At 71.0% G+C, this 25,317-nt stretch carries 24 protein-coding genes, 7 tRNA genes and 1 pseudogene; 10 read left to right on the plus strand and 22 right to left on the minus strand.

Annotated features, from left to right (window positions below; translation table 11 throughout):
• Window positions 1–8: 8 nt before the first annotated feature.
• The 3 genes from thrS to ACFY0F_RS17900 form a co-directional block, all read right to left on the minus strand.
• A complete protein-coding gene (gene thrS, locus ACFY0F_RS17890) occupies window positions 9–1,994 on the minus strand; it encodes a threonine--tRNA ligase (RefSeq protein WP_388794461.1) in 1,986 nt (661 codons plus the stop codon).
• 93 nt (window positions 1,995–2,087) lie between these two features.
• Window positions 2,088–3,323 carry a hypothetical protein gene (locus ACFY0F_RS17895; RefSeq protein ID WP_388794464.1) on the minus strand — a complete coding sequence of 412 codons (1,236 nt, stop codon included), beginning with the start codon at window positions 3,321–3,323 and terminating at the stop codon, window positions 2,088–2,090.
• Window positions 3,320–3,886, minus strand: coding sequence for a DUF4365 domain-containing protein (locus ACFY0F_RS17900; protein ID WP_388794467.1), 567 nt, complete (start codon window positions 3,884–3,886; stop codon window positions 3,320–3,322). Before ACFY0F_RS17900 ends, ACFY0F_RS17895 begins: the two co-directional genes overlap by 4 nt.
• A gap of 169 nt (window positions 3,887–4,055) precedes the next feature.
• On the opposite strand from ACFY0F_RS17900, the gene ACFY0F_RS17905 reads away from it, so the two are divergent.
• Entirely contained in the window at window positions 4,056–4,781 is a 726-nt protein-coding gene (locus ACFY0F_RS17905; RefSeq protein ID WP_388794470.1) for a 3'-5' exonuclease, read from the plus strand.
• A gap of 344 nt (window positions 4,782–5,125) precedes the next feature.
• On the opposite strand, the gene ACFY0F_RS17910 is transcribed toward ACFY0F_RS17905, so the two are convergent.
• The 9 genes from ACFY0F_RS17910 to ACFY0F_RS17950 all read right to left on the minus strand — a co-directional run bounded on the left by ACFY0F_RS17910 (window position 5,126) and on the right by ACFY0F_RS17950 (window position 13,644).
• A tRNA-Val gene (locus ACFY0F_RS17910) sits at window positions 5,126–5,197 on the minus strand.
• A 39-nt stretch (window positions 5,198–5,236) separates the two neighbouring features.
• On the minus strand, window positions 5,237–5,683 hold the full coding sequence (locus ACFY0F_RS17915) for an SRPBCC family protein (protein WP_388794473.1): 447 nt from the start codon (window positions 5,681–5,683) through the stop codon (window positions 5,237–5,239).
• Window positions 5,684–5,828: 145 nt separating this feature from the next.
• On the minus strand, window positions 5,829–8,567 hold the full coding sequence (locus tag ACFY0F_RS17920; RefSeq protein WP_388794477.1) for a Tat pathway signal sequence domain protein: 2,739 nt from the start codon (window positions 8,565–8,567) through the stop codon (window positions 5,829–5,831).
• Between the two features lie 91 nt (window positions 8,568–8,658).
• The gene (locus ACFY0F_RS17925) at window positions 8,659–9,249 is read right to left on the minus strand and encodes a hypothetical protein (RefSeq protein WP_388794480.1); all 591 of its coding nucleotides are present in this window, start codon (window positions 9,247–9,249) and stop codon (window positions 8,659–8,661) included.
• 7 nt (window positions 9,250–9,256) lie between these two features.
• Window positions 9,257–10,189: a carbohydrate ABC transporter permease gene (locus ACFY0F_RS17930; protein ID WP_388794483.1), complete on the minus strand. Its 933-nt coding sequence runs from the start codon at window positions 10,187–10,189 to the stop codon at window positions 9,257–9,259.
• Window positions 10,189–11,187 carry a carbohydrate ABC transporter permease gene (locus ACFY0F_RS17935; RefSeq protein ID WP_388794486.1) on the minus strand — a complete coding sequence of 333 codons (999 nt, stop codon included), beginning with the start codon at window positions 11,185–11,187 and terminating at the stop codon, window positions 10,189–10,191. The genes ACFY0F_RS17930 and ACFY0F_RS17935 overlap by 1 nt, the downstream gene beginning before the upstream one ends.
• The gene (locus tag ACFY0F_RS17940) at window positions 11,187–12,473 is read right to left on the minus strand and encodes an ABC transporter substrate-binding protein (protein ID WP_388794489.1); all 1,287 of its coding nucleotides are present in this window, start codon (window positions 12,471–12,473) and stop codon (window positions 11,187–11,189) included. Before ACFY0F_RS17940 ends, ACFY0F_RS17935 begins: the two co-directional genes overlap by 1 nt.
• A gap of 531 nt (window positions 12,474–13,004) precedes the next feature.
• Window positions 13,005–13,079, minus strand: a tRNA-Val gene (locus tag ACFY0F_RS17945).
• A 106-nt stretch (window positions 13,080–13,185) separates the two neighbouring features.
• Entirely contained in the window at window positions 13,186–13,644 is a 459-nt protein-coding gene (locus ACFY0F_RS17950) for a TIGR02611 family protein (RefSeq protein WP_388794492.1), read from the minus strand.
• 191 nt (window positions 13,645–13,835) lie between these two features.
• Here ACFY0F_RS17950 and ACFY0F_RS17955 point away from each other — a divergent pair, with 191 nt between their 5' ends.
• Both ACFY0F_RS17955 and ACFY0F_RS17960 read left to right on the plus strand, forming a co-directional pair.
• On the plus strand, window positions 13,836–14,249 hold the full coding sequence (locus ACFY0F_RS17955) for an SsgA family sporulation/cell division regulator (RefSeq protein WP_004002642.1): 414 nt from the start codon (window positions 13,836–13,838) through the stop codon (window positions 14,247–14,249).
• 304 nt (window positions 14,250–14,553) lie between these two features.
• The gene (locus ACFY0F_RS17960; RefSeq protein ID WP_388794495.1) at window positions 14,554–15,114 is read left to right on the plus strand and encodes a CGNR zinc finger domain-containing protein; all 561 of its coding nucleotides are present in this window, start codon (window positions 14,554–14,556) and stop codon (window positions 15,112–15,114) included.
• A 67-nt stretch (window positions 15,115–15,181) separates the two neighbouring features.
• Here the strand turns inward: ACFY0F_RS17960 and ACFY0F_RS17965 are convergent, their stop codons facing one another.
• Window positions 15,182–15,334: a hypothetical protein gene (locus ACFY0F_RS17965; RefSeq protein ID WP_167747935.1), complete on the minus strand. Its 153-nt coding sequence runs from the start codon at window positions 15,332–15,334 to the stop codon at window positions 15,182–15,184.
• Window positions 15,335–15,499: 165 nt separating this feature from the next.
• Window positions 15,500–15,955 (minus strand): hypothetical protein, encoded by a 456-nt coding sequence (locus ACFY0F_RS17970; RefSeq protein ID WP_388794498.1) that lies wholly within the window; start codon window positions 15,953–15,955, stop codon window positions 15,500–15,502.
• A 192-nt stretch (window positions 15,956–16,147) separates the two neighbouring features.
• On the opposite strand from ACFY0F_RS17970, the gene ACFY0F_RS17975 reads away from it, so the two are divergent.
• Complete coding sequence (locus tag ACFY0F_RS17975; protein WP_388794501.1) at window positions 16,148–16,678, plus strand: DsbA family protein; 531 nt, start codon at window positions 16,148–16,150, stop codon at window positions 16,676–16,678.
• Between the two features lie 79 nt (window positions 16,679–16,757).
• Here the strand turns inward: ACFY0F_RS17975 and ACFY0F_RS17980 are convergent, their stop codons facing one another.
• The 3 genes from ACFY0F_RS17980 to ACFY0F_RS17990 are packed head-to-tail and all read right to left on the minus strand — an operon-like array spanning window position 16,758 to window position 19,509.
• Window positions 16,758–17,594 carry a GNAT family N-acetyltransferase gene (locus tag ACFY0F_RS17980; protein ID WP_388794504.1) on the minus strand — a complete coding sequence of 279 codons (837 nt, stop codon included), beginning with the start codon at window positions 17,592–17,594 and terminating at the stop codon, window positions 16,758–16,760.
• A gap of 53 nt (window positions 17,595–17,647) precedes the next feature.
• Window positions 17,648–18,469 carry an aminotransferase class IV gene (locus ACFY0F_RS17985; protein WP_388794507.1) on the minus strand — a complete coding sequence of 274 codons (822 nt, stop codon included), beginning with the start codon at window positions 18,467–18,469 and terminating at the stop codon, window positions 17,648–17,650.
• Window positions 18,466–19,509 (minus strand): chorismate-binding protein, encoded by a 1,044-nt coding sequence (locus ACFY0F_RS17990; RefSeq protein WP_388794510.1) that lies wholly within the window; start codon window positions 19,507–19,509, stop codon window positions 18,466–18,468. The genes ACFY0F_RS17985 and ACFY0F_RS17990 overlap by 4 nt, the downstream gene beginning before the upstream one ends.
• A gap of 178 nt (window positions 19,510–19,687) precedes the next feature.
• Between ACFY0F_RS17990 and ACFY0F_RS17995 the strand changes: the two genes are divergently transcribed.
• The 5 genes from ACFY0F_RS17995 to ACFY0F_RS18015 all read left to right on the plus strand — a co-directional run bounded on the left by ACFY0F_RS17995 (window position 19,688) and on the right by ACFY0F_RS18015 (window position 20,136).
• Window positions 19,688–19,760: transfer RNA gene (locus ACFY0F_RS17995), tRNA-Gly, on the plus strand.
• Window positions 19,761–19,798: 38 nt separating this feature from the next.
• Window positions 19,799–19,872: transfer RNA gene (locus tag ACFY0F_RS18000), tRNA-Cys, on the plus strand.
• A gap of 1 nt (window position 19,873) precedes the next feature.
• A tRNA-Val gene (locus tag ACFY0F_RS18005) sits at window positions 19,874–19,945 on the plus strand.
• A 36-nt stretch (window positions 19,946–19,981) separates the two neighbouring features.
• A tRNA-Val gene (locus ACFY0F_RS18010) sits at window positions 19,982–20,053 on the plus strand.
• An 11-nt stretch (window positions 20,054–20,064) separates the two neighbouring features.
• Window positions 20,065–20,136: transfer RNA gene (locus ACFY0F_RS18015), tRNA-Val, on the plus strand.
• A 90-nt stretch (window positions 20,137–20,226) separates the two neighbouring features.
• Here the strand turns inward: ACFY0F_RS18015 and ACFY0F_RS18020 are convergent.
• The 4 genes and pseudogenes from ACFY0F_RS18020 to ACFY0F_RS18035 form a co-directional block, all read right to left on the minus strand.
• Window positions 20,227–20,535 carry a zf-TFIIB domain-containing protein gene (locus tag ACFY0F_RS18020; protein WP_388794513.1) on the minus strand — a complete coding sequence of 103 codons (309 nt, stop codon included), beginning with the start codon at window positions 20,533–20,535 and terminating at the stop codon, window positions 20,227–20,229.
• A gap of 81 nt (window positions 20,536–20,616) precedes the next feature.
• Entirely contained in the window at window positions 20,617–21,567 is a 951-nt protein-coding gene (locus tag ACFY0F_RS18025; protein WP_388794516.1) for a phosphotransferase, read from the minus strand.
• 370 nt (window positions 21,568–21,937) lie between these two features.
• Window positions 21,938–22,132, minus strand: a complete 195-nt coding sequence (locus ACFY0F_RS18030; RefSeq protein ID WP_388794519.1) for a hypothetical protein — start codon at window positions 22,130–22,132, stop codon at window positions 21,938–21,940.
• A 198-nt stretch (window positions 22,133–22,330) separates the two neighbouring features.
• A pseudogene (locus tag ACFY0F_RS18035) lies at window positions 22,331–22,638 on the minus strand (hypothetical protein).
• Between the two features lie 196 nt (window positions 22,639–22,834).
• On the opposite strand from ACFY0F_RS18035, the gene ACFY0F_RS18040 reads away from it, so the two are divergent.
• Entirely contained in the window at window positions 22,835–24,199 is a 1,365-nt protein-coding gene (locus ACFY0F_RS18040) for a serine/threonine-protein kinase (protein WP_388795247.1), read from the plus strand.
• Window positions 24,200–24,455: 256 nt separating this feature from the next.
• On the opposite strand, the gene ACFY0F_RS18045 is transcribed toward ACFY0F_RS18040, so the two are convergent.
• Window positions 24,456–25,274, minus strand: a complete 819-nt coding sequence (locus ACFY0F_RS18045) for a TrmH family RNA methyltransferase (protein ID WP_388794522.1) — start codon at window positions 25,272–25,274, stop codon at window positions 24,456–24,458.
• Between the last annotated feature and the right edge of the window lie 43 nt (window positions 25,275–25,317).

Raw genomic sequence — 25,317 nt, forward strand, 5'->3', positions numbered from 1 at the left:
CGTGGCTGTCAGACCTGCGTCCGCTCCTCCACGACCTTCGCGATCTTGGCGATGGCCTCGTCGAACGGGATGCCGTTCTCCTGCGAGCCGTCGCGGTAGCGGAAGGACACGGAGCCGGCCGACATGTCCTCGTCGCCCGCGATGACCATGAAGGGCACCTTCTGCTTCTGGGCGTTGCGGATCTTCTTCTGCATACGGTCCGAGGAGGAGTCCACCTCGACCCGCAGGCCCTGCTTCTTCGCGGCGGTCGCGAACTTCTCCAGGTATTCGACGTGGGCGTCCCCGATCGGGATGCCGACCGCCTGCACGGGGGCGAGCCAGGCCGGGAAGGCGCCCGCGTAGTGCTCGAGCAGCACGGCGAAGAACCGCTCGATCGAGCCGAAGAGGGCCCGGTGGATCATCACGGGGCGCTGCTTGGACCCGTCCGGCCCCGTGTACTCCAGGTCGAAGCGCTCCGGCAGGTTGAAGTCGAGCTGCACGGTCGACATCTGCCAGGTGCGGCCGATGGCGTCCTTGGTCTGGACGGAGATCTTCGGACCGTAGAAGGCGGCGCCGCCCGGGTCGGGCACGAGCGGCAGGCCCTGCTTCTCGGCGACCTGCCGGAGGGTCTCCGTGGCCTCCTCCCAGACCTCGTCGGAGCCGACGAACTTCTCCGGGTCCTTGGTGGAGAGCTCCAGGTAGAAGTCGGTCAGGCCGTAGTCACGGAGCAGGCCGAGGACGAAGGTGAGCGTCTTGTCGAGCTCCTCCGCCATCTGCTCGCGGGTGCAGTAGATGTGCGCGTCGTCCTGCGTGAAGCCCCGGGCGCGGGTAAGACCGTGCACGACGCCCGACTTCTCGTACCGATACACGGTCCCGAACTCGAAGAGGCGCAGTGGCAGTTCGCGGTAGGAGCGGCCGCGCGCGTCGAAGATCAGGTTGTGCATCGGGCAGTTCATGGGCTTGAGGTAGTAGTCCACGCCCTCGTCGAGCTGCATGGGCGGGTACATGCCGTCGGCGTACCAGTCCAGGTGCCCGGACGTCTCGAAGAGCTTCCCCTTGGTCGCGTGCGGGGTGTAGACGAACTCGTAGCCCTCCTCCTCGTGGCGGCGGCGCGAGTAGTCCTCCATCACGCGGCGGACGACGCCGCCCTTGGGGTGGAAGACGGCGAGGCCGGAGCCGATCTGCTCGGGGATCGAGAAGAGGTCGAGCTCGCTGCCGAGCTTGCGGTGGTCGCGCTTCTCGGCCTCGGCGAGGAAGTCGAGGTACGCCTTCAGCTCGTCCTTGGACGGCCAGGCGGTGCCGTAGATGCGCTGGAGCATGGGGTTCTTCTCGCTGCCGCGCCAGTAGGCGGCCGCGTTGCGCATCAGCTTGAACGCCGGGATGAGCCGGGTGGAGGGCAGGTGGGGACCGCGGCAGAGGTCCTTCCAGCACAGGTCGCCGGTCTTGGCGTCCAGGTTGTCGTAGATCGTCAGCTCGCCGGCGCCGACCTCGACGTCCGCGCCGTCGGCGCCATCCTGAACGGAGGCGGAGCCCTTGAGGCCGATCAGTTCCAGCTTGTAGGGCTCGTCGGCGAGTTCCTCGCGGGCGGCCTCGTCGGTGACGACACGGCGGGAGAACCTCTGCCCCCGCTTCTGGATCTCCTGCATCTTCTTCTCGATGGCCTTGAGATCCTCGGGTGTGAACGGCTTCTCGACGTCGAAGTCGTAGTAGAAGCCGTCCTTGACGGGCGGGCCGATGCCCAGCTTCGCCTCGGGGAAGAGCTCCTGCACGGCCTGCGCCATGACGTGCGCGGTGGAGTGGCGCAGGATGTTCAGGCCGTCCTCGGAGGAGATCTCGACGCCCTCGACACTCTCGCCGTCCCGGACCTCGTAGGAGAGGTCCTTGAGCTCGCCCCCGATCCGCGCGGCGATGACCGACCGCTCGCCGGCGAACAGCTCCGCAGCCGTAGTGCCCGTCGTCACCACGCGCTCTTCCCGCTCGGAATCGCGTTGGATGATCACACGGACGTCTGACACCGGTCTCTCCTGACTGAAGGTGGATGCGGCGCCACACCGGGAGCGCGCGCATGACGCGATCGTACCGACCCCGGACGGCCGACCGCGAAACGGTTAGGGCCTGTCCTCGGCTCCGCAGGCCTCCTCGAAGAAGTCGAGGTTCTCATGGAGGGACTTCAGCAGCTGGTCCCGCTCGGCGTCGTCCACCTGTACGGGTACGACCCCGCAGGCGCCGGTGAGCCTGCGGAAGCCGCCCCGGCTCTCCAGCCGCCCGTGCACCCGCACCGGCAGTCCGACGAGGTGGGCGTGCCCGGCGGTGCGGTAGTCCTCCTCGTCCAGGGTGACGCGGACGTGCGGCACCTCCGCGCCGTCGATCACCCGCAGGCGTACGGTGCCCTCGCCCCGCGGTCCCGACCTGCGCATCCGGACCACCGTCCCGGTGATCCGCACCGGGACCGAGGGTTCCTCGCGCAGATAGCGGGCCCCGGCCTCGCGCAGGGCGGGCAGGTCGCCGGGCGAGAACTCGACGGGTTCGGCCGAGGCCGCGCACCCCTCGGGGACACCGGCGGCCGGCGCCCACTCCACGGCGATCCGGGCCCCCTCGGTCCCGTGCACGAGGGCGATGAGGGCGTCGGTCAGCTCGCGGCTGACGCCGGCCTCGACGGCGCCGTCGAAGGCGTCCATGCCGCCGGTGGCGCGCTGGTAGTCGATGGCCTCGCGGGCGGCGTGGAGGGCTTGGTGGAGGCGGACGGCGAGAGGGCGTGCGGCGCCGACGGGGACGAAGGCGGTGAGGGTGCGGCCCGAGGCGGCCGGGCCGACGAGGACGTCGTCCAGCAGCGCGGCGGCCGACCGCCGGTGCCGGGCGCCGTGGTAGCCGGCCCGCGCCCGGGTGGCGAGTCCGGCCGCGAGGAGCATCTGGCGGGCGGCGGTGCGCAGCCGCTCCTCGACGGTCCAGGGGGCGGCGCCCGCGGGACCGCTGGGCACGTCCCGCTCCCAGTGGATCTCGTCGCTGGGCACGGCGAGGGCGAGGAGCACCTCGCGGGCGGAGGGAGTGCTGCTGCGGGCGAGGGCGAACAGCGCTTCGCCGAGCAGGTCGTCGCTGTCGGGGAAGGCACGGTTCTCGGGCACCAGCAGGCTGGTGCCGTTGCCGCCCGGTCCGGGCGGGGTCCAGCGGCCGTAGCGTCCGGCCGCTCCGCCGCGCCGCTGCCAGCCGTGCCGGTGCAGCAGGGCGCTGAGCACGGCCGGGTCGACCCTGGCGGGCTCGGGGGCACGGTCCCAGGGGGCGGCGGCAGGCCCGTCCGGATGCGGCCTGAACTGCCGTGGGGGCTCGCCCAGGGGGCGGTGCGTCATGGTCTGCCTCCTGTCCCGACCCGCGTCATGATCTCGCAGAGCGCCCGGTCGTCGAAGATGCGCGAGGTAGGTATCCGCACGGTGGTCCGGTTCCGTCCGGTGACGGGGTGGCCGGCGAGGTTGACCCAGTAGCAGCAGTGTCTGAGGTCGAGGCGGTCGTGGCCGGCGCGCAGCCAGTCGTCCTGGGACCGCGGCACGAGCATGACGACCAGGATCTTGTGCACCGAGACCGGTGTGCGGGCGAGTTTGCGCAGGTGGTCGTTGTCGAGGGTGAAGGAGAAGGAGCGGCCCGGAGGGTTGGGCGGGATCTGGTACGTGCACTTGAGCTGCACCTTGATGGTCACCTCGTCGTCGACGGTGTGCCCGGGTGCGCTGTGGCTGACGTGCCAGTCGATGCCGTTGTCCGGGAACGGCTGCGACAGCGAGCAGCCCGCCGCCGCGGCGACCGCGTGCAGATAGCCGACCTGCAGTGTCTCCATGCAGGCGGTGGTGGCGAGTGTGCCGCGAAGGGGGCCCGTGCGTTCGGGCAGCAGCCCGCCCCGCTCGGGCTGCGCTATCGCCATGACCAAGAGCCTTCCACGCCAGGTGATTCCCCGTTGCGGGCCCGCTGAACTGCAAAGACCCGTACTGGTGTTGTGTCCTTCCGGCGTACGGCGCAAACAGCCCGGGTATCACCAAACAGGCAGAAGACGGCATGTCAGCTGCCGTCGGTGGGTGAGGAGTTGTGGTCGTATGACGTTCTGGTACGAGGGGCCGCTGGCCGCCTTCGACACGGAGACGACGGGCGTGGACGTCGAGACCGACCGGATCGTGTCGGCCGCCGTCGTGGTCCAGGACGCCCCGGGCGTCCGGCCCCGGGTGACGCGCTGGCTGGTGAACCCGGGTGTCCCGGTGCCCGAGGCGGCGACGGCGGTGCACGGTCTGACGGACGAGCATCTGCAGCGCAACGGCCGCTGGCCGGCGCCGGTGATGTACGAGATAGCCGAGGAGCTGGCGGAGCACGCCGCGCTGGGCCGTCCGCTGGTGGTGATGAACGCGCCGTTCGATCTCACCCTGCTGGACCGGGAGTTGCGCCGGCACCGGGCGTCCTCGCTGGACCGTTGGTTCGAGGCGTCGCCGCTGCGGGTGCTGGACCCGCGGGTGCTCGACAAGCATCTCGACCGCTACCGCAAGGGCCGCCGCACCCTGACGGACCTGTGCGGGCACTACGGCGTGACCCTGGACGGCGCGCACGACGCGGGGGCGGACGCGGTGGCGGCTCTGGAGGTCGTACGGGCGGTGGGGCGCCGTTTCGCGACCAGGCTGGAGCGGCTGTCCCCGGCCGAGTTGCACACCCTCCAGGCCAACTGGCACGCGGCGCAGGCGCGGGGGCTGCAGGCGTGGTTCGCGCGCAGCGGTTCGGAGGAGACGGTCGATCAGTCCTGGCCGGTCCGGCCGGAGTTGCCGATGGCGGCGTAGGGCCTGTCCGGCAGATCAGGTCACAGGAAACCGGCCGTGCCTCATCGGCGCTGCCGGGCGGGGTGAATGGGGGTGCCTCCGCGCGAGCTCGTTCGAGCATGAGGGAGTCGGCAACCGACGGCAACGCCGCAGGTGGGCGTGCCAAGCCCCGCGTCTGCGGCATGATCCGCCGGACACGGCTGAGGGGCCCGCCGGGCGCGAGGGGTCACTGGGTTCCCAGGGGGCGCGGTGGCCGTCGACAGTGGCGAAGACCTCGGTGATCCGGGCGCTGCCGTCCGCGGAGATCCGCGCGCCGACCCAGGGCAAAAGAGCCGGCCCGCTGTTGCGGACCGGCTCTTTCCCGGTGGGCGATACTGGGTTCGAACCAGTGACCTCTTCGGTGTGAACGAAGCGCTCTCCCACTGAGCTAATCGCCCGGGAACGCACTGAACAATACAGGTCCCCGCGGGCTTCCTTCAAACCGCTTCCAGGTACCGCAGCAGCCCCCGCCGCCCGGCCCGCATCATCAGCCGGTGGTTGGCGCGGAACACGGGGCGTCCCGGCACCGCGAGCCGCCTGAGCAGCGGCTTGGTCACGTCGACGGCCTGGTCGTACCGCGCGAGCGTTCCCGGGCCGTCGGGTGAGACCGTCCAGCGGGCCCAGCCCTCGATGTCGCCGGACAGGGCGGTCTCCAGGACGCCGGCTGCCGGGTCCCGCCGTGTCTCGCGGGCGGTGAAGGTCATGTCGTACGGCAGGAGGGAGCGAATGGTGAAGACCCCGCTGCCGCCGTCGAGCCGGATGACCGAGCGCACCTGCGGCCACCAGCGGGGGTAGTCCTCGGGTCGCTCGAGCGCCGCGTACACCGCGGCCGGCCCCGCGGGCAGGGACCAGAGGCTGGTGAAGCGGTAATGGGTCCAGTCCATGGACCGAGTCTTCCCTGGCCGGGCTCGGTCAGCTGCAAACGCGTAGTTCATGCACCGTGTGGTGACGCGGCCCACACGCGGAGGACGAGCGCCGCCGCCCGTGCGACGGCGCTCCCCCATCACGTCGTACGAGGGCGGCCGTGTCCTAGGAGGGCATCTTGTCGCCCAGCAGGGCCAGGTTCTCGATGGCCGCGAGGCCGTAGAGCGCCGTGTCGTTGCTGGACACCCAGCTCGCCTCGCTGCCGGGCACGAGGGTGACGGGGCCGCTCAGCTTCTCCGTCTTCCAGGGCGAGGACTCGGTGTAGCCGTCGGAGCCGTAGAACTTGGTCCAGGCGCGCTGGGCGAGGGCCTGGTCACCGGTCTGCACGGCGGCGTACGCGTCGAGGCGCGAGTGGCCCTGGAACAGCAGCAGGGAGCCGAAGTCGGAGCCGTAGCGCGCTTTCTGCTCGGCCTTGGTGGCGTTGAAGTAGCGGCAGTAGTCGAGGTAGGCCTGCTTGAACTTCGGCATGTCGACCAGGTGGATCAGCTCGGCGCACAGCTCGTTCAGGCCGAAGACGGCCGACAGGTGGGACACGGAGACCACCGGGGTGTCCGCCACGGCGAACCTACCGGTGTCCAGGTCGTACAGGCCGCTGCCCTGGACGAAGCCGTTGGGCTGGGCGGCGATTCCTTCCATGGTCGACAGTACGCGTGCCTTGGCCTTCTCCCACTTGGGTCCCTTGCGTTCCCACTCCGTGAGCCAGGCCGACACCAGGCCGCTCCAGTCCGTGCCGAAGCCGATCGACAGGGCGTGCCGGTCGGGTGTGTAGGGGGTGGTGCGGACCTTGCGCTGCGGGTCGAGGACGAGGAAGGTCTCGTCGGAGTCGACGTTGGCGTGCATGAGGTCGCCGACGCGCTCGTCCGCGGTGAGGAAGTAGTAGAAGCGGCGGTAGGTGGTGTTGGCGATGCGCTGCTGCTTGGCACTGTCGGCGAAGTGCTGCACCCCGTGCCGCGTGCCGAGGCCCGCCCACTCGCCGAGGTGGTAGACGTCCACCTCGCCGGTGTGCCGGGTCATGGCCTCGGCGAAGCGGAAGATGTCGGACCGGCCGCTTCTCAGATACGCGTACCAGAGCCAGAGGTCGGGCGAGAGTTCGGAGTTGTCCCAGGCGTAGCCGCCGATGTCGTAGCGCCACACGTGCCGGGCGGAGTCGTAGGTGTGCATGATGTCGCCGTAGTCCCAGAAGCCGTACCAGCGGCGCTGCTCCACCTGGTCCTTGTAGTAGGTGAAGAGGAAGTCGAGGTGGTCCTCGATCTTCGCCTTGGCGGCGGTGGAGCGGTCGGGCTCGGAGTACAGGCCGGGGCCGAAGACCTTGGCCTTGATGAGTTGCCGGGGCGGGGCGGCGAGCTGCGGCAGCACGCGTACGGCGTTCACCTGCTCGGCGAGGGTCTCGGCGTTCGGGGTGGAGTCGTTGGCCCAGAAGAGCAGTTCGGAGGTGCGGGCGATGCCGTACGGGGTGCCGAACTCCGGCTCGTAGTCCTCATAGGTGATGTTGAGGCCTTCGAGCTGTTCGGCGTAGGTGTCCTGGCCCATGCCGTCGTGGTAGAAGCGCAGGTCCATGGGCTGGGCCTCGGGCGACCAGAGCCAGAGGGTGACGGTGGCCTCGTCGGTGTGGGCGTCGCGGATGTCGAGCTGGGCGGGGAACTTCTCCCAGAAGTCGCGCAGCCCGAAGGAGAGTCCGCCGCTCGCCCCGCCGACGTACCCGAATCCGGAGGCCCGTCTGCCGCCTCCGGCGCCGATCCAGCCGTAGCCCTTCCTGGTGCGCTTGCGCAGGGTGAAGCCGTCGGCGGAGAGCTGGGAGAGGGTGTAGTCGCCCCAGTGCGGGATGTACTGGAGGCGGGTGGTGACCCGCTGGTCCCAGGTGGACGGGTCGGGCAGCTTCCTGCCCTCGTACTGGGCCGACTGCACGGCGGCGCCCGGGTCGCGGCGCAGTCCGGTGATGCCCTGGACGGCTTCGCGCAGCAGGCCGGTGCCCTCGCCGCCGATGCGGATGTGCCGGTCGTAGGCGGCGTCCCGCATCGGTACGGAGAAGCGGACGCCGAGGCCGCGGATGAAGTCCCCGCTCGCCTTGCCGGGCTCCTGGGTGCCGTCGTAGGTGATGGTGTGCACCATGCGGAAGGAGTCGGCGCCGGCATAGAAGTAGAGGCGGAGGGAGAAGGGCAGCCAGCCGCGGCTGCCTCTGCGGTGCTTGCCGTCGACGCGGACGACGGCGCGGACCGGGCCCTCCTGCTCGACCGTGACCGACGAGATCGCGCCGTCGAAGCGCTCGGTCTTCACCGAGCCCTGGTCCTCGTCCTCGATCTCGGGCTGGCGGACGAGCACCAGCCGGCCGTTCTTGGCGATCTCCGTCGAACCGCGGGTGACGGACTTGATGATCATGGAGCCGTTCTTGGCGATCTTCGCGGTGATGACGCCGGTCGACACGTCGATGGTGCCGCCGCTCCTGTCGACGGTGACCTTCTTCGCGGGGGCCTCGGGGGTGCCGGCCCGGAGGGTGAGCTTGCCGGAGCCGGAACTCACGGCGTGTGCCGTCCATTTGAGGGATCCGTCGGGCCAGTGGGCGAGCGGCCAGGACTGCACGGGCACGACCTTGCCGTCGGCGTCCGTGACGGCGAAGGTCTGGTCCTCCTGGTACGCGCCCATGGGCCAGGGCACGCCGACGGTGGACCCGGGTGCGGCGCCGAGGCCGCCGTCCTCCAGCCAGTCGAGGGTCACCGGGTCGGAGTCGGCGGCCGCGCCGCTCGGCGCCGCCTGCGCGTCCTGGGCCCCCAGCGCCCAGCTGAACCGGGCGGCGGCTCCGGCGACGGCGGCCGCCTTGAGGAGGGACCTGCGGGGAATGGGCGACATGGCTTTCCTTTCACACGCGGTGCGATGGTCAGGGACATGACAGACAGGCGCGGCGCCCGGGGCGGCGAGCCGATAGGCGGGCACCAACGCGTCAGCGCTGCCGGTACCGCTCCTCCACGGCGACGGCCGCCGCCGCGACGGCCCCCAGCGCGGGGACCGCCAGCGGTGCGATGAACAGGGCGGAACAGGCGACGAGGACCGTTCCGCCGACGAGCAGGAAGGATCCGGCCGGATCGAGGACCGTACGCCGGCCGGCCGCGGCCAGCAGGGTCCGCCAGGTGGCGTCCGGAGCCCAGACGGCCGCCGCGCGCATCCCGGCGACGGCGGCGCCGAGCAGCGCGAACAGCCCCATCGCCCCGGCGAGCGGGCCGCCGGGCAGCCCGGCGCGCACCGCCTGGACATCCACCCACACCAGGGCCGCCGCGCCCCACCCGGCGAGCCCCACGGCCCAGCCGCCGCGCGCGGCCGTCCGGAAGTCCCGGGCGAACTCCCGCCAGCCTCCGCCCTGGTGGGTGGTACGGCGCCGCAGGTGCCGGGCGCCGGCGGCGAAGGCGGCCGGATAGGTGACGACTCCGAGCGAGGCCACCGCGATCCACACACCGGTCAGCAGGCACTCGGCGAAGACCGCGAACCGCTCGGCGAACACGGACTCCCTGCGCGCCTTGGCACGTACCTCGGCCATCGGTCCCTCAGCCCTTCAGTCCGGAGGTCGCCATGCCGTCGATCAGGTACCGCTGGAAGGCCAGGAAGAACAGCAGCACCGGCAGCAGCGCGACCAGCGACATGGCGATCATCCCGCCGTAGTCGGCCACGCCCTCCTGGTCCACGAACATCTTCAGACCGAGGGAGACCGTGTACTTGTCGGGCTCGTTGAGGTAGATCAGCGGCCCCATGAAGTCGTTCCAGGAGTTGATGAAGGTGAAGATCGCGCTGGTGATCAGAGCCGGACGGCACAGCGGCAGCACGATGGACCGGTAGATGCGCAGGTGCCCGCAGCCGTCCAGGCGGGCCGCCTCGTCGAGCTCCTTGGGCAGGTTGCGCATGAACTGCATCATCAGGAAGACGAAGAACGCCTCCGTGGCCAGGTACTTGCCGAGCAGGAGCGGGGTGTACGTGTTGATCATGTGCATGTTGCGGAACAGCACGTACTGCGGGATCAGCAGCACGTGGTACGGCAACAGGAGGGTGCCGATCATCAGGGTGAACAGGACGTTGCGGCCCGCGAACCTGATCCTCGCGAAGGCGTACGCCGTCAGCGAGCAGGACAGCAGGATCCCGACCACCGAGCCGATCGCGAGCGTCAGCGAGTTGAAGAAGAAGGTGGAGATCGAGATGTCGGCGATGCCCTTGCTCAGCCGTGTGTAGTTCGAGGTGACCGGATCCCCCGGGAAGAGGTCCAGGCTGCCGACGATGTCCTCGCTCTTCTTGAAGGAGCCGCCGACGAGCCAGATCACCGGATAGAGGATCACCGCGAGGACCAGCAGCGACCTGAGGTGCCAGGCGAGGGAACCGGGCAGCCTGCGCCGGATGCTGCCCGCCCTCGTGGAGGCGGCCGGCTCGATGTCAGTGGCCGGCGGGGGTGCCCCCGGGCCGAGTGGGGTCGAGAGATCGGGGGAGCTCATCAGGCGCCCTCCTCGTAGTGCACCCAGCGCCTCTGGGACCAGAACAGCACCGCCGTCACCAGGGCGACCGCGACGAGAAGCATCCAGGCCATGGCAGAGGCGAGACCCATCCGGCTGTTCTCGAAGCCCTGGACGTAGAGATAGCAGGTGTAGACCATCGAGCCGTCCGCGGGGCCGCAGGCGTTGCCTCCGGCGCCTCCACCGACGATGTACGCGGAACTGAAGATCTGGAACGAGTGGATCGTCTCCAGCAGGACGTTGAAGAAGAGGACCGGGGAAATCATCGGCAGGGTGATGTTCCAGAACCGCCGCAGCTTGCCCGCCCCGTCGACCTCGGCCGCTTCGTACAACTCGCGCGGGACCTGCTTCAGGCCGGCCAGGAAGATGACCATGGGGGCGCCGAACTGCCAGACGGTGAGCGCCACCAGGCTGTAGACGATCAGGTCCGGGTCGCCGGTCCAGCCGCCGGCATGCACACCGAAGAGCTTCTGCGTACGGTCGACGATCGCGTCGTCCGAGAAGATGGCCTTCCAGACGATCGCGACCGAGACACTCGCCCCGATCAGCGACGGGGCGTAGAAGGCGGCTCGGTAGAAGGCCTGTCCCCGCCGCTTCTGGGCCAGGAGCAGCGCCACGCCGAGGGCCGCGAGAAGCTTGAGCGGCGTGCCGACGGCCACGTACCACAGCGTCACCCGCACGGAGTGGCGCCAGCGCGGATCGCCGAACATCTCGGAGAAGTTGTCGAGGCCGATCCACTTGGGCGGGTCGAACAGGTTGTAGTCGGTGAAGGCGAAGTAGAGCGAAGCGACCATCGGGCCCGCTGTGAGCAGCAGGAAACCCGCGATCCACGGGGACATGAAGAGATAGCCGGCCAGGTTCTCCCGGCGCCGCCGCCGCTTGAGGGCGGCGGGGCGCTCGGACTTCACCGGACCGTGCCGCGGCTCGGAGTCCTTGGACAGGCCCTCCCTCGCAGGGGCATGTGTCACGGCGCTTCCCATCAGCTGCTGAGAGCCGTCTTCGACTCGGTGAAGAACTGCTTGACGGCGTCGTCCACCGAGCGCTTGCCCAGCCCCAGCTCCTCACCGATGCGCAGGAACGCGGCCTCACAGATGTCCGCTCCGCTGGGGTGCGGGGTGATGGGCTCCAGGACACCCGCCTTGACGAGGGACTCCTCGTAGGCGGCGATCGCCTTGTTGACCGGGTCGGTCGGCTTGAACGCGTCGTACTGGGCCTGCGTCGCGGGGACCCCGCGGTCGTAGCCCATGATCCTGGCGACCTGGGGGTCGTGCACCATGAAGTCGATGAACTGGGCGACTTCCTTGGGGTGCTGGGTGCGCTTGGAGGCGCTGAGCATGAGGGACCCGAGGTACTGGCCGGTCTTCTTGCCGTCCGTGGTGGGGATGGGTGCGAGGCCGTACTCGCTCTTGCCCTCGGAGGTGTAGCGGACGGTGAAGTTGTCCCAGGTGAACTCGCCGCCGGAGAGTTCACCGGTGACCGCCGACTTGGGCTTGATCTGGTCGACCTTCTTCACGTCGGCGTAGATGCCTTCCTCCACCCCCTTCTTGGCCTGGGTCCACCAGTCCGTCAGGTCCGCCTCGGTGAAGCCGAGTCCGTCCTCGGTGAAGAACGCCTTGCCGTGCTGGCGCAGGTAGAGGTCGTACAGGTACATGATGTTGTACGGGCCGGTGTCGCCGGCGCGCCCCGTCCTGGTGCGGATCCTCTTCATCGCCGCGTGGTAGTCGCTCCAGGTCCAACCCTGTTCCGGCTTGATGCCGGCCTTGGTGTAGACGGGTTTGTCGATGACCAGTGCCATCGAGTTGGAGCCGACCGGCACTCCGAGGAGCTTTCCGTCGATCTCGCCGAACTTCGCCAGCCCGGCCCGGAATCCGTCCATGGAAAGGTGGCCCGCCTGGACCTGCTCGTTGAGATCGAGCAGCACATTCTTGGCGTCGTATTTGCGCAGGAAACCTATGGCGTTCTGGAAGACGTCCGGCGGATTTCCGCCGGAGGCCTGGGTGTTGAACTTCTTCCAGAAGTCGGTGTACGGCTGGAAGTCCGTTTTCACCTTGATCTTCGGGTACTTCTTCTCGAAGAGGGCGATGGTCTTGTTGATGCGCTGAGCGCGGTCCTCCGCACCCCACCAGGAGTAACGGATCGTGACCGTTCCGTCCCCGGATCCGCTGTCGCCCCCGCAGCCCGTCGTGGCGGCCAGCCCGAGCGCGGCCGCCCCGGCCCCGGCCGCCTTCAGGATCGTACGCCTCTCAACATTCGCGCCGGTCACCACTGTTGGGCCTCCCCGAAGCCTCGTGGGCAGTCATGAATCGTTTCAAGTAAGCGCTTGCTGGCACAAGGTACGGAGGGGTCCGGGGTGCGTCAATGATTCGGACAGGATTTTCTCGCGGCGGCGTACCGCGGGATCGGCGCGCCGGCGCGGGCGGATCGGGGACGTCGCAGGTGACGGCGCCGAGGGGAGGACACGGGCGCGGGAAGGGGCGACGGAAACCGCGGCGCGACTCAGCGGGCCCGGCCGGACCGCCGGTTCACCGGACCCGCCGTTCGGCGCCCACCGGACCCACCGGACGACTCCGGTCACACCGGCCCCAGGACTCACAACGTGCGGCAATCGGAGGAAATGGGCCACGAACCACCCTCATGGGCGCAGGTGGCGAGGCCCAGCGGTGGCCCGTTTCCGCCACTCGCGTGCCCGCGGCCCACATCCGCAGGCGGTACCCGAGGGCGGGGGCCGGAGCGGCGCGGCCGGGGGGGTACGACCGCGGCCCACCTGCGGTGTCGCAGGTGGGCCGTCGGTTCCGGGTGGTGGGCGATACTGGGTTCGAACCAGTGACCTCTTCGGTGTGAACGAAGCGCTCTCCCACTGAGCTAATCGCCCGGGCGCAGGAAGAACATTACCCGATCCGGCGAGCACCTCCGACCACGGGCAGGGGCCGCCGCCCGGCTCCGGCTGCCCGGCCCCGGTCGGGACGGCCCTCGGCCGGTCACTGGCTGCCGATCTTCCAGGGCATCACGAAGCCGAACCTCCACAGGTAGATCCCTGCGAGGACACCCACGACCACCAGCCCGACCGAGGTCAGGATGATGTTCCGGCGGCGCACCTTCGGGTCGAGCGCTCGCTGCGCGGCCTCGGTGACCTTGCGCTTGGTCCAGCGGAGCACGAGCTGGGCCCAGACGAACTCGGTCGCCCAGATGGCCATGCCACCGAAGATCACGACCCAGCCCGGCCCGGGCAGCGGCAGCATGACGATCCCCGCCGTCACGACCGCCAGCCCGACGACGAAGACGCCGACCTGCCAGCTCAGGTGCAGTGCACGCCGGGCCTTGATGAATTCCGGTGCCCTCGATCCGAGTCCCCGCTCGTCCCGTGCCCGGTCCTTCATCTCCTCCGCCTCGTCCGACGCGACAGCAACCCCTCCAGGCTCGTTACTCCCCGTATTCATACGACCAAACCCTACCGGAGCGAAACCAATCACCGGAATGGGCGTACGTCCCAGACCCACCCTCGGCCGTAAGAGTTACGTAAACACACGCAAAACACTCAGAGGGGTTTACAACGGCACCGTAGGTGGCATGTCGATTTCGCCGACGTGCGAATCCCCGAGCGCACACTGAGCGAAAGGCCCTGGCGCTTATGAACACCACGGTCAGCTGCGAGCTGCACCTGCGCCTCGTTGTGTCGAGCGAGTCCTCCCTGCCTGTCCCCGCAGGCCTGCGGTACGACACGGCCGACCCCTACGCCGTGCACGCCACCTTCCACACCGGAGCCGAGGAGACCGTCGAGTGGGTGTTCGCCCGCGACCTCCTCGCCGAGGGGCTTCATCGTCCCACCGGCACCGGCGACGTCCGCGTCTGGCCGTCCCGGAGTCATGGTCAGGGCGTCGTGTGCATCGCCCTGAGCTCCCCGGAGGGGGAAGCCCTGCTCGAGGCCCCGGCGCGGGCCCTGGAGTCCTTCCTGAAGCGGACGGACGCGGCCGTGCCGCCCGGCACGGAACACCGGCACTTCGATCTGGATCAGGAGCTCTCGCACATCCTGGCGGAAAGCTAGGTCGCGGGATCTCGAAGCCGGCCGACGCCGTCCAACTCGGGGAGACGGCTCGGGCGGCTCTCGGGCCAGGACAACCGCATACGGCATGACCGGCGCCGTCACCGTACGTGTTCACGGGGACGGCGTCGGTGTGCGACCCTCTCCCGCCGGGCGGAACCGCGGCAGGACGGGAACGACGGCCGGCGCGCAGGCGTTCTACCGGCAGCCGATTACGGGGCGGGGCCGGGTGCGGTGCGCGTGGATGTCGCTACCATCGGCCAGCATCGGCGGGCGCCCGCCCGACCCCCAGGCCAGGGAGCGAAACGTGTTGATCACCCACGACACCCGGTGTGCCCTCGACACCGTGGTGGATCTGGTGAACACCGTGCCGGAGGAGGACGCGGCGACGGACGGGCTGCCGGACGTCGCGGCTCTGGCGGACTTCGTACGGAAGCACGAGATCAGCGGTGTGGGGACGCTCTCGGAGTTCGACCTGTCGGCGGTGCGTAAGGTCCGCGGGCGGTTCGCGGGGGTCTTCGCCGCGTCGGACGCCCGGACCGCCGCCGGGATGATCAACGAGCTGGTCGCCGCCGCCGGCACCACCCCCCAGCTGACCGATCACGACGGCTACGACTGGCATGTGCACTATTTCGCGCCCGGCGCCTCGGTGGCCGACCACCTCGCCGCCGACTGCGGGATGGCACTCGCGTTCTTCGTGGTGGCCGGGGAGCAGGAGCGGCTGCGGCGCTGCGAGGCACCCGACTGCCGACGGGCCTTCGTCGACCTCTCCCGGAACCGCTCGCGTCGCTACTGCGACTCCAGGACCTGCGGGAACCGGCTGCACGTGGCCGCCTACCGGGCCCGCCGGAAGGAAGCGGCCGGCTGACGCCGAGGCGGTCGCCCGGTGTCGACGCCGCCCCCGGCGGGTGACGCCGGGGACGGGCGTGTACGGCTCACAGCAACAGCAGATCGTGCAGCGCAGCCATGAGGAGCAGACACCCGATCACCGCAAGGAAGATCATCAGCGGTGGCTGGGAAAGGGCGAAGAGGCATCCGCGCGGCTCGTCCTTCGGCGGCGCGGCCTCGCTCTCTGACGTGTCCAGCATCTCGCGGCGATGATGGACCAGAGGGCACCCGCGCCGCGATCAACACGCTAGGAATGAGCGGGAGCTCGCCGAATTCATCGATGTCGGTTCGGTTCCGGCCCAGCAGTGATCATTTGAGGGCACGCCCGAGACGATCTGTGTCCTGTGAGCAGTTGTCCGACGACGTCATATGCCGTGCTTCTTGAGGATGGCCTCGATGTCGCTGAAGTCGTCCGTGGAGTCACCGGCGCGAGGGGCCGCGGCGGGGCGGGCGGCCGGCCGGGGGGCCGGGCCGGCGGCCGGGCCGAGGGAGGGCGCCGAGGCCGTCGGGGCGACCGCCTCGCGGCTCGCCCCCCTGGCCGCCTTGCGCTCGGCACGGGTGCCCCCGCGTCGGCGCTCCACGGCCCGTGTCGTCGCGAACAGGGCCCAGGCCGCGCCCAGCACCCCGAAGCCCGCCCAGGCCGTCGGGCTGAACGCGGTGTCGGCCAGCCAGCCGACGACGCCGGTCATCACCAGTCCCACCGGCACGAGCGAGTAGGCCGCGATCCGGGCGGCGGCCAGGAAACGCCTGCGGTACGCGGTGACCACCGCGATGCCCAGGCCGGCCGCGGAGACGGCGGAGCAGACGGTCTCGGCAATCATCCGGTCCTCCTGGCGGCTCGGTCACGGCACCCTGTCCACTCCATCGTGCACCGCCCGGTACCTGCGAAGCCATGCCCCGGCCCGACATCAGGGACATCTCCGGGTCACCTCCTCCGCAGGTGCCGGTCGCGGCGCACGGGGCCGATCGGGGCCGATTGGGCCGGTGGGGTCCGGACTGGGAGACTGGTGCTCATGAGCGACCCCTCCCCCGCGCGCACCGCCGTCCCCGTCCTGGACGTCTGGTGCGAGCTCCAGTGCCCTGACTGCCGCACCGCCCTGGCCGACCTGCGCGCCCTGCGCGCCCGCTACGGCGACCGGCTGGAGCTGCGGCTGCGGCACTTCCCGCTGGAGAAGCACAAGCACGCTTTCGCCGCCGCGCAGGCCGCCGAGGAGGCGCTGGAGCAGGGGCGGGGCTGGGCGTACGTCGAGGCGGTCCTGGCCCGCGTCGAGGAACTGGACCGTAAGGGAGAACCCTTCCTGGTCGAGGTGGCCCGGGAGCTCGGACTGGACGCCGAGGAGTTCGACACCGCCCTGATCGACGGCCGGCACATCCTGATCGTCGACGCCGACCAGGCCGAGGGCAAGGCCATCGGCGTCACCGGCACCCCGACGTACGTCATCGGAGGCGAACGCCTCGACGGGGGCAAGAGCCAGGAAGGCCTGCGCGAGCGGGTCGAGGAGATCGCGGACCGGTTGCTGGCCGGGGACGCCCAGGCGCCGTGACAGAAGCCTTCCGCGGTTCCTCGGCGCGCTCTGTCAGCGAGTGCTCAGCGCCCGCCCGGAACCGGCCCGCTCAGGGTTCTCAGCACAGTTCCTTGTAGAGGTGGTGCGCGGTCGGCTCGTAGCCCAGGGCCGAGTAGAGCCGCTCCGCCGGGGTGTTGCCGGCGAAGACGTTCAGGGCGATGCGGCCCTTGCCGGCGCCGATCCCCTGCGCCTCCGCCAGCAGCATCAGTGTCCGTCCGTGGCCGCGACCCCGCTGCTCCTCGCGCACCTCGACGTTGAGCACGTAGGCGGCGTCCGGCCACAGCGCCATCTCCAGCCCGACCCACAGGGTGCCGACCGGGGTCCCGTCCTGCTCCAGGACGCTGATCAGCGTGTTCGCGGTGGCCAGCCCGTCCGGCAGGAGCAGGACGTGCCCTTCGTCCGCCTTGGCGTACGCCTCCGCCTCGGACACGCCCCTCGTGATCATGCTGCGTGCGAAGCGCTCCCGGTCGTCCGCCAGCCACGGGCCGAACTCGGCCTCCGACATGGGCCGGGCCGTGCTGCCGGGGGGCAGTTCGGGCGGTGGGCCGACCAGGCGCTTGGCCATGTTCCGGTTGCGCGGCACGTACCCGAGCGCCGTGGCGAGCCGGAGCGCCGCGGCGGACTCCTCGGGCACGGATATCTCGACCCGCCGGCACCCCCAGCCACGAGCGACCTCCTCGGCGGCGAGCACCGCCACCGTGCCCCGGCCCCGCCCGCGGTCCGGTTCCTCGATGCGCAGGTCTTCGAGACGGGCCACGCCGTGCCCGTACTCGGGGTGGGTGGAGACGCGTACTCCACCCACCGGGCGGCCGTTGACACACACCTGGTAGCGCCGCGAGCGTGTTCCGTCCGGGTGCTGCTGAAGCGGCTCGGTCGGCCGCAGGGTCGTCGTCATCAGAGGTGTTCTACCCACCGCGAAGGACCACGTCAGCCCGTTTCACCGGGCCCTCAGGGGTCGAGGTCGTGCCCGGAGCGCTCTTCGAAGACCCGCATGGCCTTGGCGGTCACCGGCCCGGGGGCGCCGGGCAGCTCCCGGCCGTCGACCCGGTGCACGGCCTGCACGTCCCGCAGCGTGGACGTCAGGAAGACCTCGTCGGCGCGCTCCAGGACGTCCAGCGGCAGATCGGTCTCCCTGGCGCCGGTCCACTCCACGGTCAGCGCCCGAGTGATGCCGGCCAGGCAGCCGGAGGCGAGCGGCGGGGTGTGGATCTCTCCGTCCAGGACGACGAACACGTTCGACCCCGTGCCCTCGCACAGTCGGCCGACCGTGTTGGCGAAGAGCGCCTCGGACGCCCCCTGTTCGTGGGCGCGGGCGAGGGCGACGACGTTCTCGGCGTACGAGGTCGTCTTCAGGCCGGTGAGGGCACCCCGCTCGTTGCGGGTCCAGGGGACGGTGATCACGGCGGTGGAGTCGGGGCGGCGGCTGGTCGCGCCCAGGGCGACCACCAGCGTCGGGCCCTGGTCGCCGCGGTCCGAGCCGAGCGGTCCGTGGCCGCCGGTGTAGGTGATGCGCAGCCGGCCCAAGGGCACGGGATCGGCCTCGAGGACGGCCGTACAGGCGCGGCGTACCTCGTCGTGGTCGGGGTCGGGCAGTCCGAGGCCCCGGGCCGAGCGGGTGAGGCGGTCGAGGTGCCGGGTGAGCGCGAACGGCTTGCCGTGGTCCGCCTTGACCGTCTCGAAGACGCCGTCGCCCACGGTCAGCCCATGGTCGAAGACGGAGACACGGGCGGTGTCGACGTCCTGCAGCCCACCGTCCAGCCAGATCTTCATGTAAGCGCCCCTCCACTCTCCTCGTACACCCCCGACGCTACCGCGAGCAGGCGGGACGCCTTCAGTTCGGTCTCCCGCCACTCCCCTTCGGGGTCGGACCCCCAGGTGATCCCGGCGCCGGTGCCGAATCGCAGGACGCCCTGCGTGCGGTCGATCCAGAAGGTACGGATGCCCACGGCCAGCTCGCCCGTGCCCCGGTCGGCGTCGACCCAGCCGATGCCACCGCAGTACGGGCCGCGGGGTGCCGTCTCCAGGGCGTCGATGATGCGCAGGGCGCTCGACTTGGGGGCGCCGGTGACCGAGCCGGGCGGGAAGGCGGCGGCGAGCAGTTCGGGCCAGCCGGCGCCGTCGCGCAGTTCGCCGCGGACCGTGGAGACGAGATGGACCAGACCGGGGTGCTTCTCCACGGCGCAGAGATCGGGGACGGTGACGCTACCGGTGGCGCAGACACGCCCGATGTCGTTGCGGACCAGGTCGACGATCATCACGTTCTCGGCGTAGTCCTTCTCCAGGAGGTCCGCCTCGGTGCGCCCGGTGCCCTTGATCGGCCCGGACTCGACCGTCCGCCCGTCCCGGCGCAGGAACAGCTCGGGCGAGGCGGTGGCGATCTCCACGCCGTGACCCGGAAGGCGAATCGTTCCTGCATACGGGGCCGGGTTGCCGCGCGCCAGCAGGGCCGTGAGGGCGTCCACATCGGCGTCGGGACCGACGGGCGCGGTCAGGACGCGGCAGAGGTTGGCCTGGTAGACCTCGCCGGCCGCGATGTGCGCGCGGATCCGGCGTACGGCCGCGGTGTACGCGTCGCGGTCGAGCGACGACGTCCAGGCGTCCACGGCCGGGCCGCGCCACCTCCCCGGCACCGGCGCGGGCACCGCTCGCTCCCTCACGTCCGCGAAGCGGGCGCAGGTCAGACGGCCTTCGAAGTCGGCGCAGACGGCCCAGAAACCGGTGGAGTCCAGCGCCGCCGGGTCACTGGTCACATCGAGGAGACCGGTGGCGAGGCGGTCGCCGAAGCGGGCGAGAGGGGGCAGGTCGAGCACACGGCCGAGTCTATGGCGGGTGTCGCGCGGGAGACCCTGAGGTGTCCCCGCAGGTGGCCTGACCACGGCGTCTCCCGGGCGCAGCGCAGCACGCTGCGCAAACGCGTTTTTGTGCTGGCCCGGGAATCCGCTAGAGTTCAACACGTCGCCGGGACGCGCAAGCGGTCCGAACCGACAGGCGGACGTAGCTCAGTTGGTAGAGCGCAACCTTGCCAAGGTTGAGGTCGCGAGTTCGAACCTCGTCGTCCGCTCGAAGGAGAGGGGACTTCCCGGTCCCCTGCACACTCCTGGTGGAGTGGCCGAGAGGCGAGGCAACGGCCTGCAAAGCCGTCTACACGGGTTCAAATCCCGTCTCCACCTCCAAGGACGATTAGCTCAGCGGGAGAGCGCTTCCCTGACACGGAAGAGGTCACTGGTTCAATCCCAGTATCGTCCACGGGATCTGCCCGCACCTTCGGCACGATCCGTACCCGCGCGATTAGCTCAGCGGGAGAGCGCTTCCCTGACACGGAAGAGGTCACTGGTTCAATCCCAGTATCGCGCACGCAGCATCCCGGACGATTAGCTCAGCGGGAGAGCGCTTCCCTGACACGGAAGAGGTCACTGGTTCAATCCCAGTATCGTCCACGCACACCGGAGCCCCCGGCCGTCTCGTACGGCCGGGGGCTTCGTCGTGCGCCCGGTGGATGCCGGTGGATGCCGGTAGATCCGATGGGCTCAGCTGGAGAACAGCATGTGGCCGAAGCTCTTGTGACGGTGGTGGCCGCCGTGACCGCCGTAGTGGCCCCCGTGGCCACCATGACCGCCGCCGTACGGAGCGCCCCAGGCGGGGGCCGGCGGGGCCGGGTAGGCCTGCGGGGCCGGCGGAGGCGGAGGAGCGGGCTGGGACCACTGGGACTCCAGCCGCGTGAGGGCCTCCAGCTCACCGTAGTCCAGGAAGATGCCGCGACAGCCGCTGCACTGCTCGATCTGGACGCCGTTGCGGTTGTACGTGTGCATCTCCGCATGGCACTTGGGGCACTTCATTGATCGGCTCAACTCCTCGCCGGTTGGTCCTGCTTCGCGTTTCCCCAGGACAGACTCCGTGCGGCCCCGGTCGGTTGCACCTTACTTCGGGAATCCGTGCGACAACTCGGGCGGCAGGGAACCCATCCGCGCGCAGGCGTCGACGACGGACTGCTCCACCTCGTCCAGCGGCCGGTCCGCGGCACGGGCCTTGCTGATCACCAGGGCGGCGGTCTGGACGGTGAGGGCACGGGCCGGGACGTCCAAGGCGGGCCAGGGGTCACCGTCCGGGGGCACGGCCGGGCCGTCCGCGGCGCGATAAGCGGCGAGGAAGCGGGCCCACTCCTCGGGCGGGAGGAGTCCGCAGGCGTACAAGGCCGCGGGACGGGCGAGGTCCCAGGCCGCGACGCCCACCCCGAGGTCGTCGATGTCGATGAGACGCCAGGAGCCGTCCGGGGCGGGGTGCCGGACGAGCTGACCGAGGTGCAGGTCGCCGTGGCAGAGGGCGGCGGTGCCGGGCATGGGTGCCTCGGCGCGGGCCCACGCGGGGAGGGCGGCCCAGGCGCGCAGGACGGGGCGTGCGGCGGGGTGGTCTTCCCCGGCGAGGGCCGCCCGGAGCCTGGCCAGGGCACGAGCGGCCTTGGCGGGGCCGCGCATCGGGGGCGCGGTGCTGGGCGCGGGCGCCCGGTGGAGGCGGGCGAGGAGGGTGGCGGCGGCTTCCCAGGGGGCGGCGTCCGGATCGTCCGGGTCGACGGGGGTGCCGTACGGCCAGAAAGTGACGAACCGGTCGTTCACGGTGACCGGGGCCGGGCCGATCGGCGCGAGGAGTATGTCCGGCAGGCGGGAGGCGGTGGCGAGGCGCTGGGTCAGCTCGGCGGGGTCCGTGTCCGGCGCGTGGGCCTTCGCGACGATTCCGGCGTGCCGGACGACGGTGACGTCGGGGCGGTCGGCGAGGGTGACGGGGGCGGTTCCGCAGGCACAGGAGGCTGCGCCGGGGTGGGCGGCGGCGGCGACCTTCGCGGTCAGCTGCGGCAGCAGGAGGTCTGCGGGCACGGGGTCCTCTGGAACGCGGCGACGTTTCTGCGAAGGGTACGTGGGTGCGGTGGGCCAGGTTGAGTGTTGCCCGGGGCGCTGCGGGTGGGGCGTGCGGCCCGGCGCCGACGGGGTGCCTGGGGGAGGCACGACCGCCCGCAGCTACGCGGAGACACGACGAGCCCGTCTGGACCGCAACCAATGATTGAGCAACCCCCACAGGCACCAACCACGTCCGCGAAAGCGGCGCCGGTTCAGGCGCAGGGGGTGTATGCCGGCGCAGCTCCCCAGCTGCGCCGGCATCCGTGCCGTCCGCCGCACCCCCGTCCCCACGGGGTTTCATGGGTGGATGTCCCCGCCCGGACCGCTCTTCCGGGCCTGGGGTCGCTGTTCAGCGCCCCAGCATCACACCCACGGACGACGCCTGTGTGACCACTGCTTCCCATCCGCCGAAGGCGTAGACGAGCAGGGCCGCCAGGGGGAGGACCATCGCGGTCGCCACCAGTGGGTGGCGACGGCCGGTACGGCGGGGGCGCGCGGTGCGTGCCGATGTGCGGATGAGTGTCCGCGGAGCCGTGTGGGCCATGGTCCCTCTCCTGACCGTTTCAGTTGTCCTTGGCAGCGGCGGGTGGCTTGACCTCGGGGGACGAGTGCTGCACCCGCCGCTTGACCCCCAATCTAGGCGGGTCGGCGACGGCGGGCGTCATGCCGTCGTACCGATTGACGGGCCTCCCGAAGGATGAGCCGTCACCTGCGGAGTACTCCCCTGGGTGGAGATGCGGCCCTACGTCTCGGGGTCTTCCCTGAGGGGACGCCCGGAGTGTCCCTGGTTTTCCGAGCTGTCCTCGCGCGGCACCGGTTGTTCGACCAGGGCCAGGACCCTGTTCGCCATGAAACGGGCCGTGCGGACCACGCTGCCTCCCCCACTGCCTCAAGGGCGTGGGGGGACCCCCACCGAGTGACTTCGCTCACTTCGACCACACCCCGCCGTACCGCCGTCTCCACTCGGCGGCCCGCCCGGCTCGCGACCACCTCGTACGTCCGTGTCGTGTCCCCCGCGTCCACGACTATCTCCACGCGGTCACCCTTCACGCGTCCAATACCCCTTCCGGGATGGATGGTTGAGGCCACTGGGTGGTCAAGGGCGCGGTTCGTGACCGCTCCCTGACCACTCCTCAAGTCTCCCACCCGGCACTGACAATCCATCGGGGCGAGAGGGCGCGGCCTCTGCGCGCAGCGGGCCGTGGAAACGTAAGCTGTGCCACGTCACACGGACCGGGCAGCGGGGATGAACATGGCGATGATGCGCCTGAGGCGCGAGGACCCGCGCGTCGTCGGCTCGTTCAGGCTTCACAGACGGCTCGGCGCGGGCGGCATGGGGGTTGTCTACCTGGGCTCCGACAAGAAGGGGCAGCGGGTCGCCCTGAAGGTCATCCGGCCGGACCTGGCGGAGGACCAGGAGTTCCGGTCGCGGTTCGCGCGTGAGGTCTCGGCGGCGCGGCGCATCAGGGGCGGGTGTACGGCGCGGCTGGTGGCGGCGGACCTGGAGGCGGAACGGCCGTGGTTCGCCACGCAGTACGTGCCCGGCCCCTCCCTGCACGACAAGGTCGCCGACGAGGGCCCGCTCGGTGCGGCCGAGGCGGCCTCCATCGGGGCGGCCCTGTCCGAGGGGCTGGTCGCGGTGCACGAGGCCGGGGTGGTGCACCGGGACCTGAAGCCGTCCAACATCCTGCTGTCCCCGAAGGGACCGCGGATCATCGACTTCGGCATCGCCTGGTCCACCGGCGCCTCGACGCTGACGCACGTCGGCACGGCCGTCGGCTCCCCCGGCTTCCTCGCGCCCGAGCAGGTGCGCGGCGCCGCGGTCACGCCGGCCACGGACGTGTTCTCGTTGGGGGCGACCCTGGCGTACGCGTCGACGGGTGACTCCCCGTTCGGGCACGGCAGTTCCGAGGTGATGCTGTACCGGGTGGTGCACGAGGAGCCCCAGCTGCACGGCGTGCCGGACGCGCTCGCGCCGCTCGTGCGGGCCTGTCTGGCGAAGGATCCCGAGGAGCGGCCGAGCACACTGCAGCTGTCGCTGCGGCTGAAGGAGATCGCGGCGCGTGAGGCGCAGGGCCTGGCCGCCGTCCGGCCGCCCGCGCCGCGCGCCGCCGAGGCGGACCGGCCCACCGGGCGGCTCGCCGAGACCTATCCGGAGGCCCAGCGCGCGCAGCGGCGCCCGGCACCCTCGCAGGGCACCCCTGCGGCGCGCGGCGGGGTGCCCGTGCGGGGCGGCACGGGCGGCACGCCGCCGCGCGGTGGGGGTCTTCCGCGGGGTGGCGGGGCGCCGTCACGCCCGGACGGGTCGCGCACCGGCGGCGGGCGGGCGACCCCCGCCCCGCGGGGCACCACCCGGTCCGGCGGTGCGGGGCGTCCCGGTCAGCGCGGCGGTCCCGGACGTCCGCGCCCCACGGGAACCGGGCGGCGGCCCGCCAACCCCCGGCTGCTGCGGCAGCGGCTGTTCGTGTTCGTCGTGGTGACCCTGCTGGTCGCGCTCGGCATCGCGGCGGCCCAGGGCTGCCAGGGGCCGGCGCACGGGCTCGGCGGCGGCGCCGGGAGCGTCGTACACGCGCGGCAGGCGCCCGTGCCTCCGGCGCATCTGCGGGAGTAGCGCGCGGCCGGTGGTGGACATGGGCTTCGTCCCTTCGACCCCGTCACGGGGCTCCGCCCCCTGACCCCCGCGGGGCTCGGCCCTGGCGGCGCGAGGTGCGGTTGTGCGGAAGGCGGGGCGGACTCCCCGAGGGTGAAGGGGTGTAGTCCCGCGGGGGATGTCAGGGCGCGCCCCCGTTGGGGGGACGGCGGACTCCCGGTTCGGACCCGGTTCGGGCCGGACGACTTTCGTACCCCCACGCCGGACGCGCTGAGGTCTACGCCTCCGGGCGGCCGGTGGCCACGGCGTAGAAGGCGACCGCGGCCGCCGCGCCGACGTTGAGGGAGTCGACGCCGTGGGCCATGGGGATCCGTACCCATTCGTCGGCGGCGACCAGGGCCTGGGTGGACAGCCCGTCGCCCTCGGCGCCCAGCATCAGCGCGACGCGGTCCATGCGGTGCGGGGCCGCCTCGTCCAGGGTCTTCGCCTTCTCGTCGGGGGTGAGCGCGAGGAGGCTGAAGCCCGCCTCGCGGACCGACTCCAGGCCCTTGGGCCAGGTGTCGAGGCGGGCGTACGGCACCGAGAAGACGGCGCCCATCGACACCTTCACGCTGCGGCGGTAGAGCGGGTCGGCGCAGTCCGGGGAGAGGAGGACCGCGTCCATGCCGAGGGCGGCCGCCGACCGGAAGATCGCGCCGATGTTGGTGTGGTCGTTGACCGCTTCCATGATCACGACTCGGCGCGCGTCCTGCAGCAGATCGGCCGCCGTCGGAAGCGGTTTGCGCTGCATGGAGGCGAGGGCGCCGCGGTGCACGTGGTAGCCGGTGACCCGTTCGGCGAGTTCGGGGCTCACCGCGTATACGGGGGCCGGGAGTTCGTCGATGACGTCGCGCATGACGTCGATCCACTTGGCCGAGAGCAGCATCGAGCGCATCTCGTAGCCCGCTTCCTTGGCCCGCCGGATGACCTTCTCGCCCTCGGCGATGAACAGTCCCTCGGCCGGTTCGCGCTTGCGGCGCAACTCGACGTCGGTCAGGCCCGTGTAGTCGCGCAGGCGCGGGTCGGCGGGGTCCTCAACGGTGATGAGATCGGCCACAGAGCGATACTGCCTTGTCCTGGGTGCGGTGCCAACGGCTCGG

It is taken from the genome of Streptomyces sp. NPDC001544 (assembly GCF_042894285.1).
In the GTDB taxonomy this organism is placed as follows: domain Bacteria; phylum Actinomycetota; class Actinomycetes; order Streptomycetales; family Streptomycetaceae; genus Streptomyces.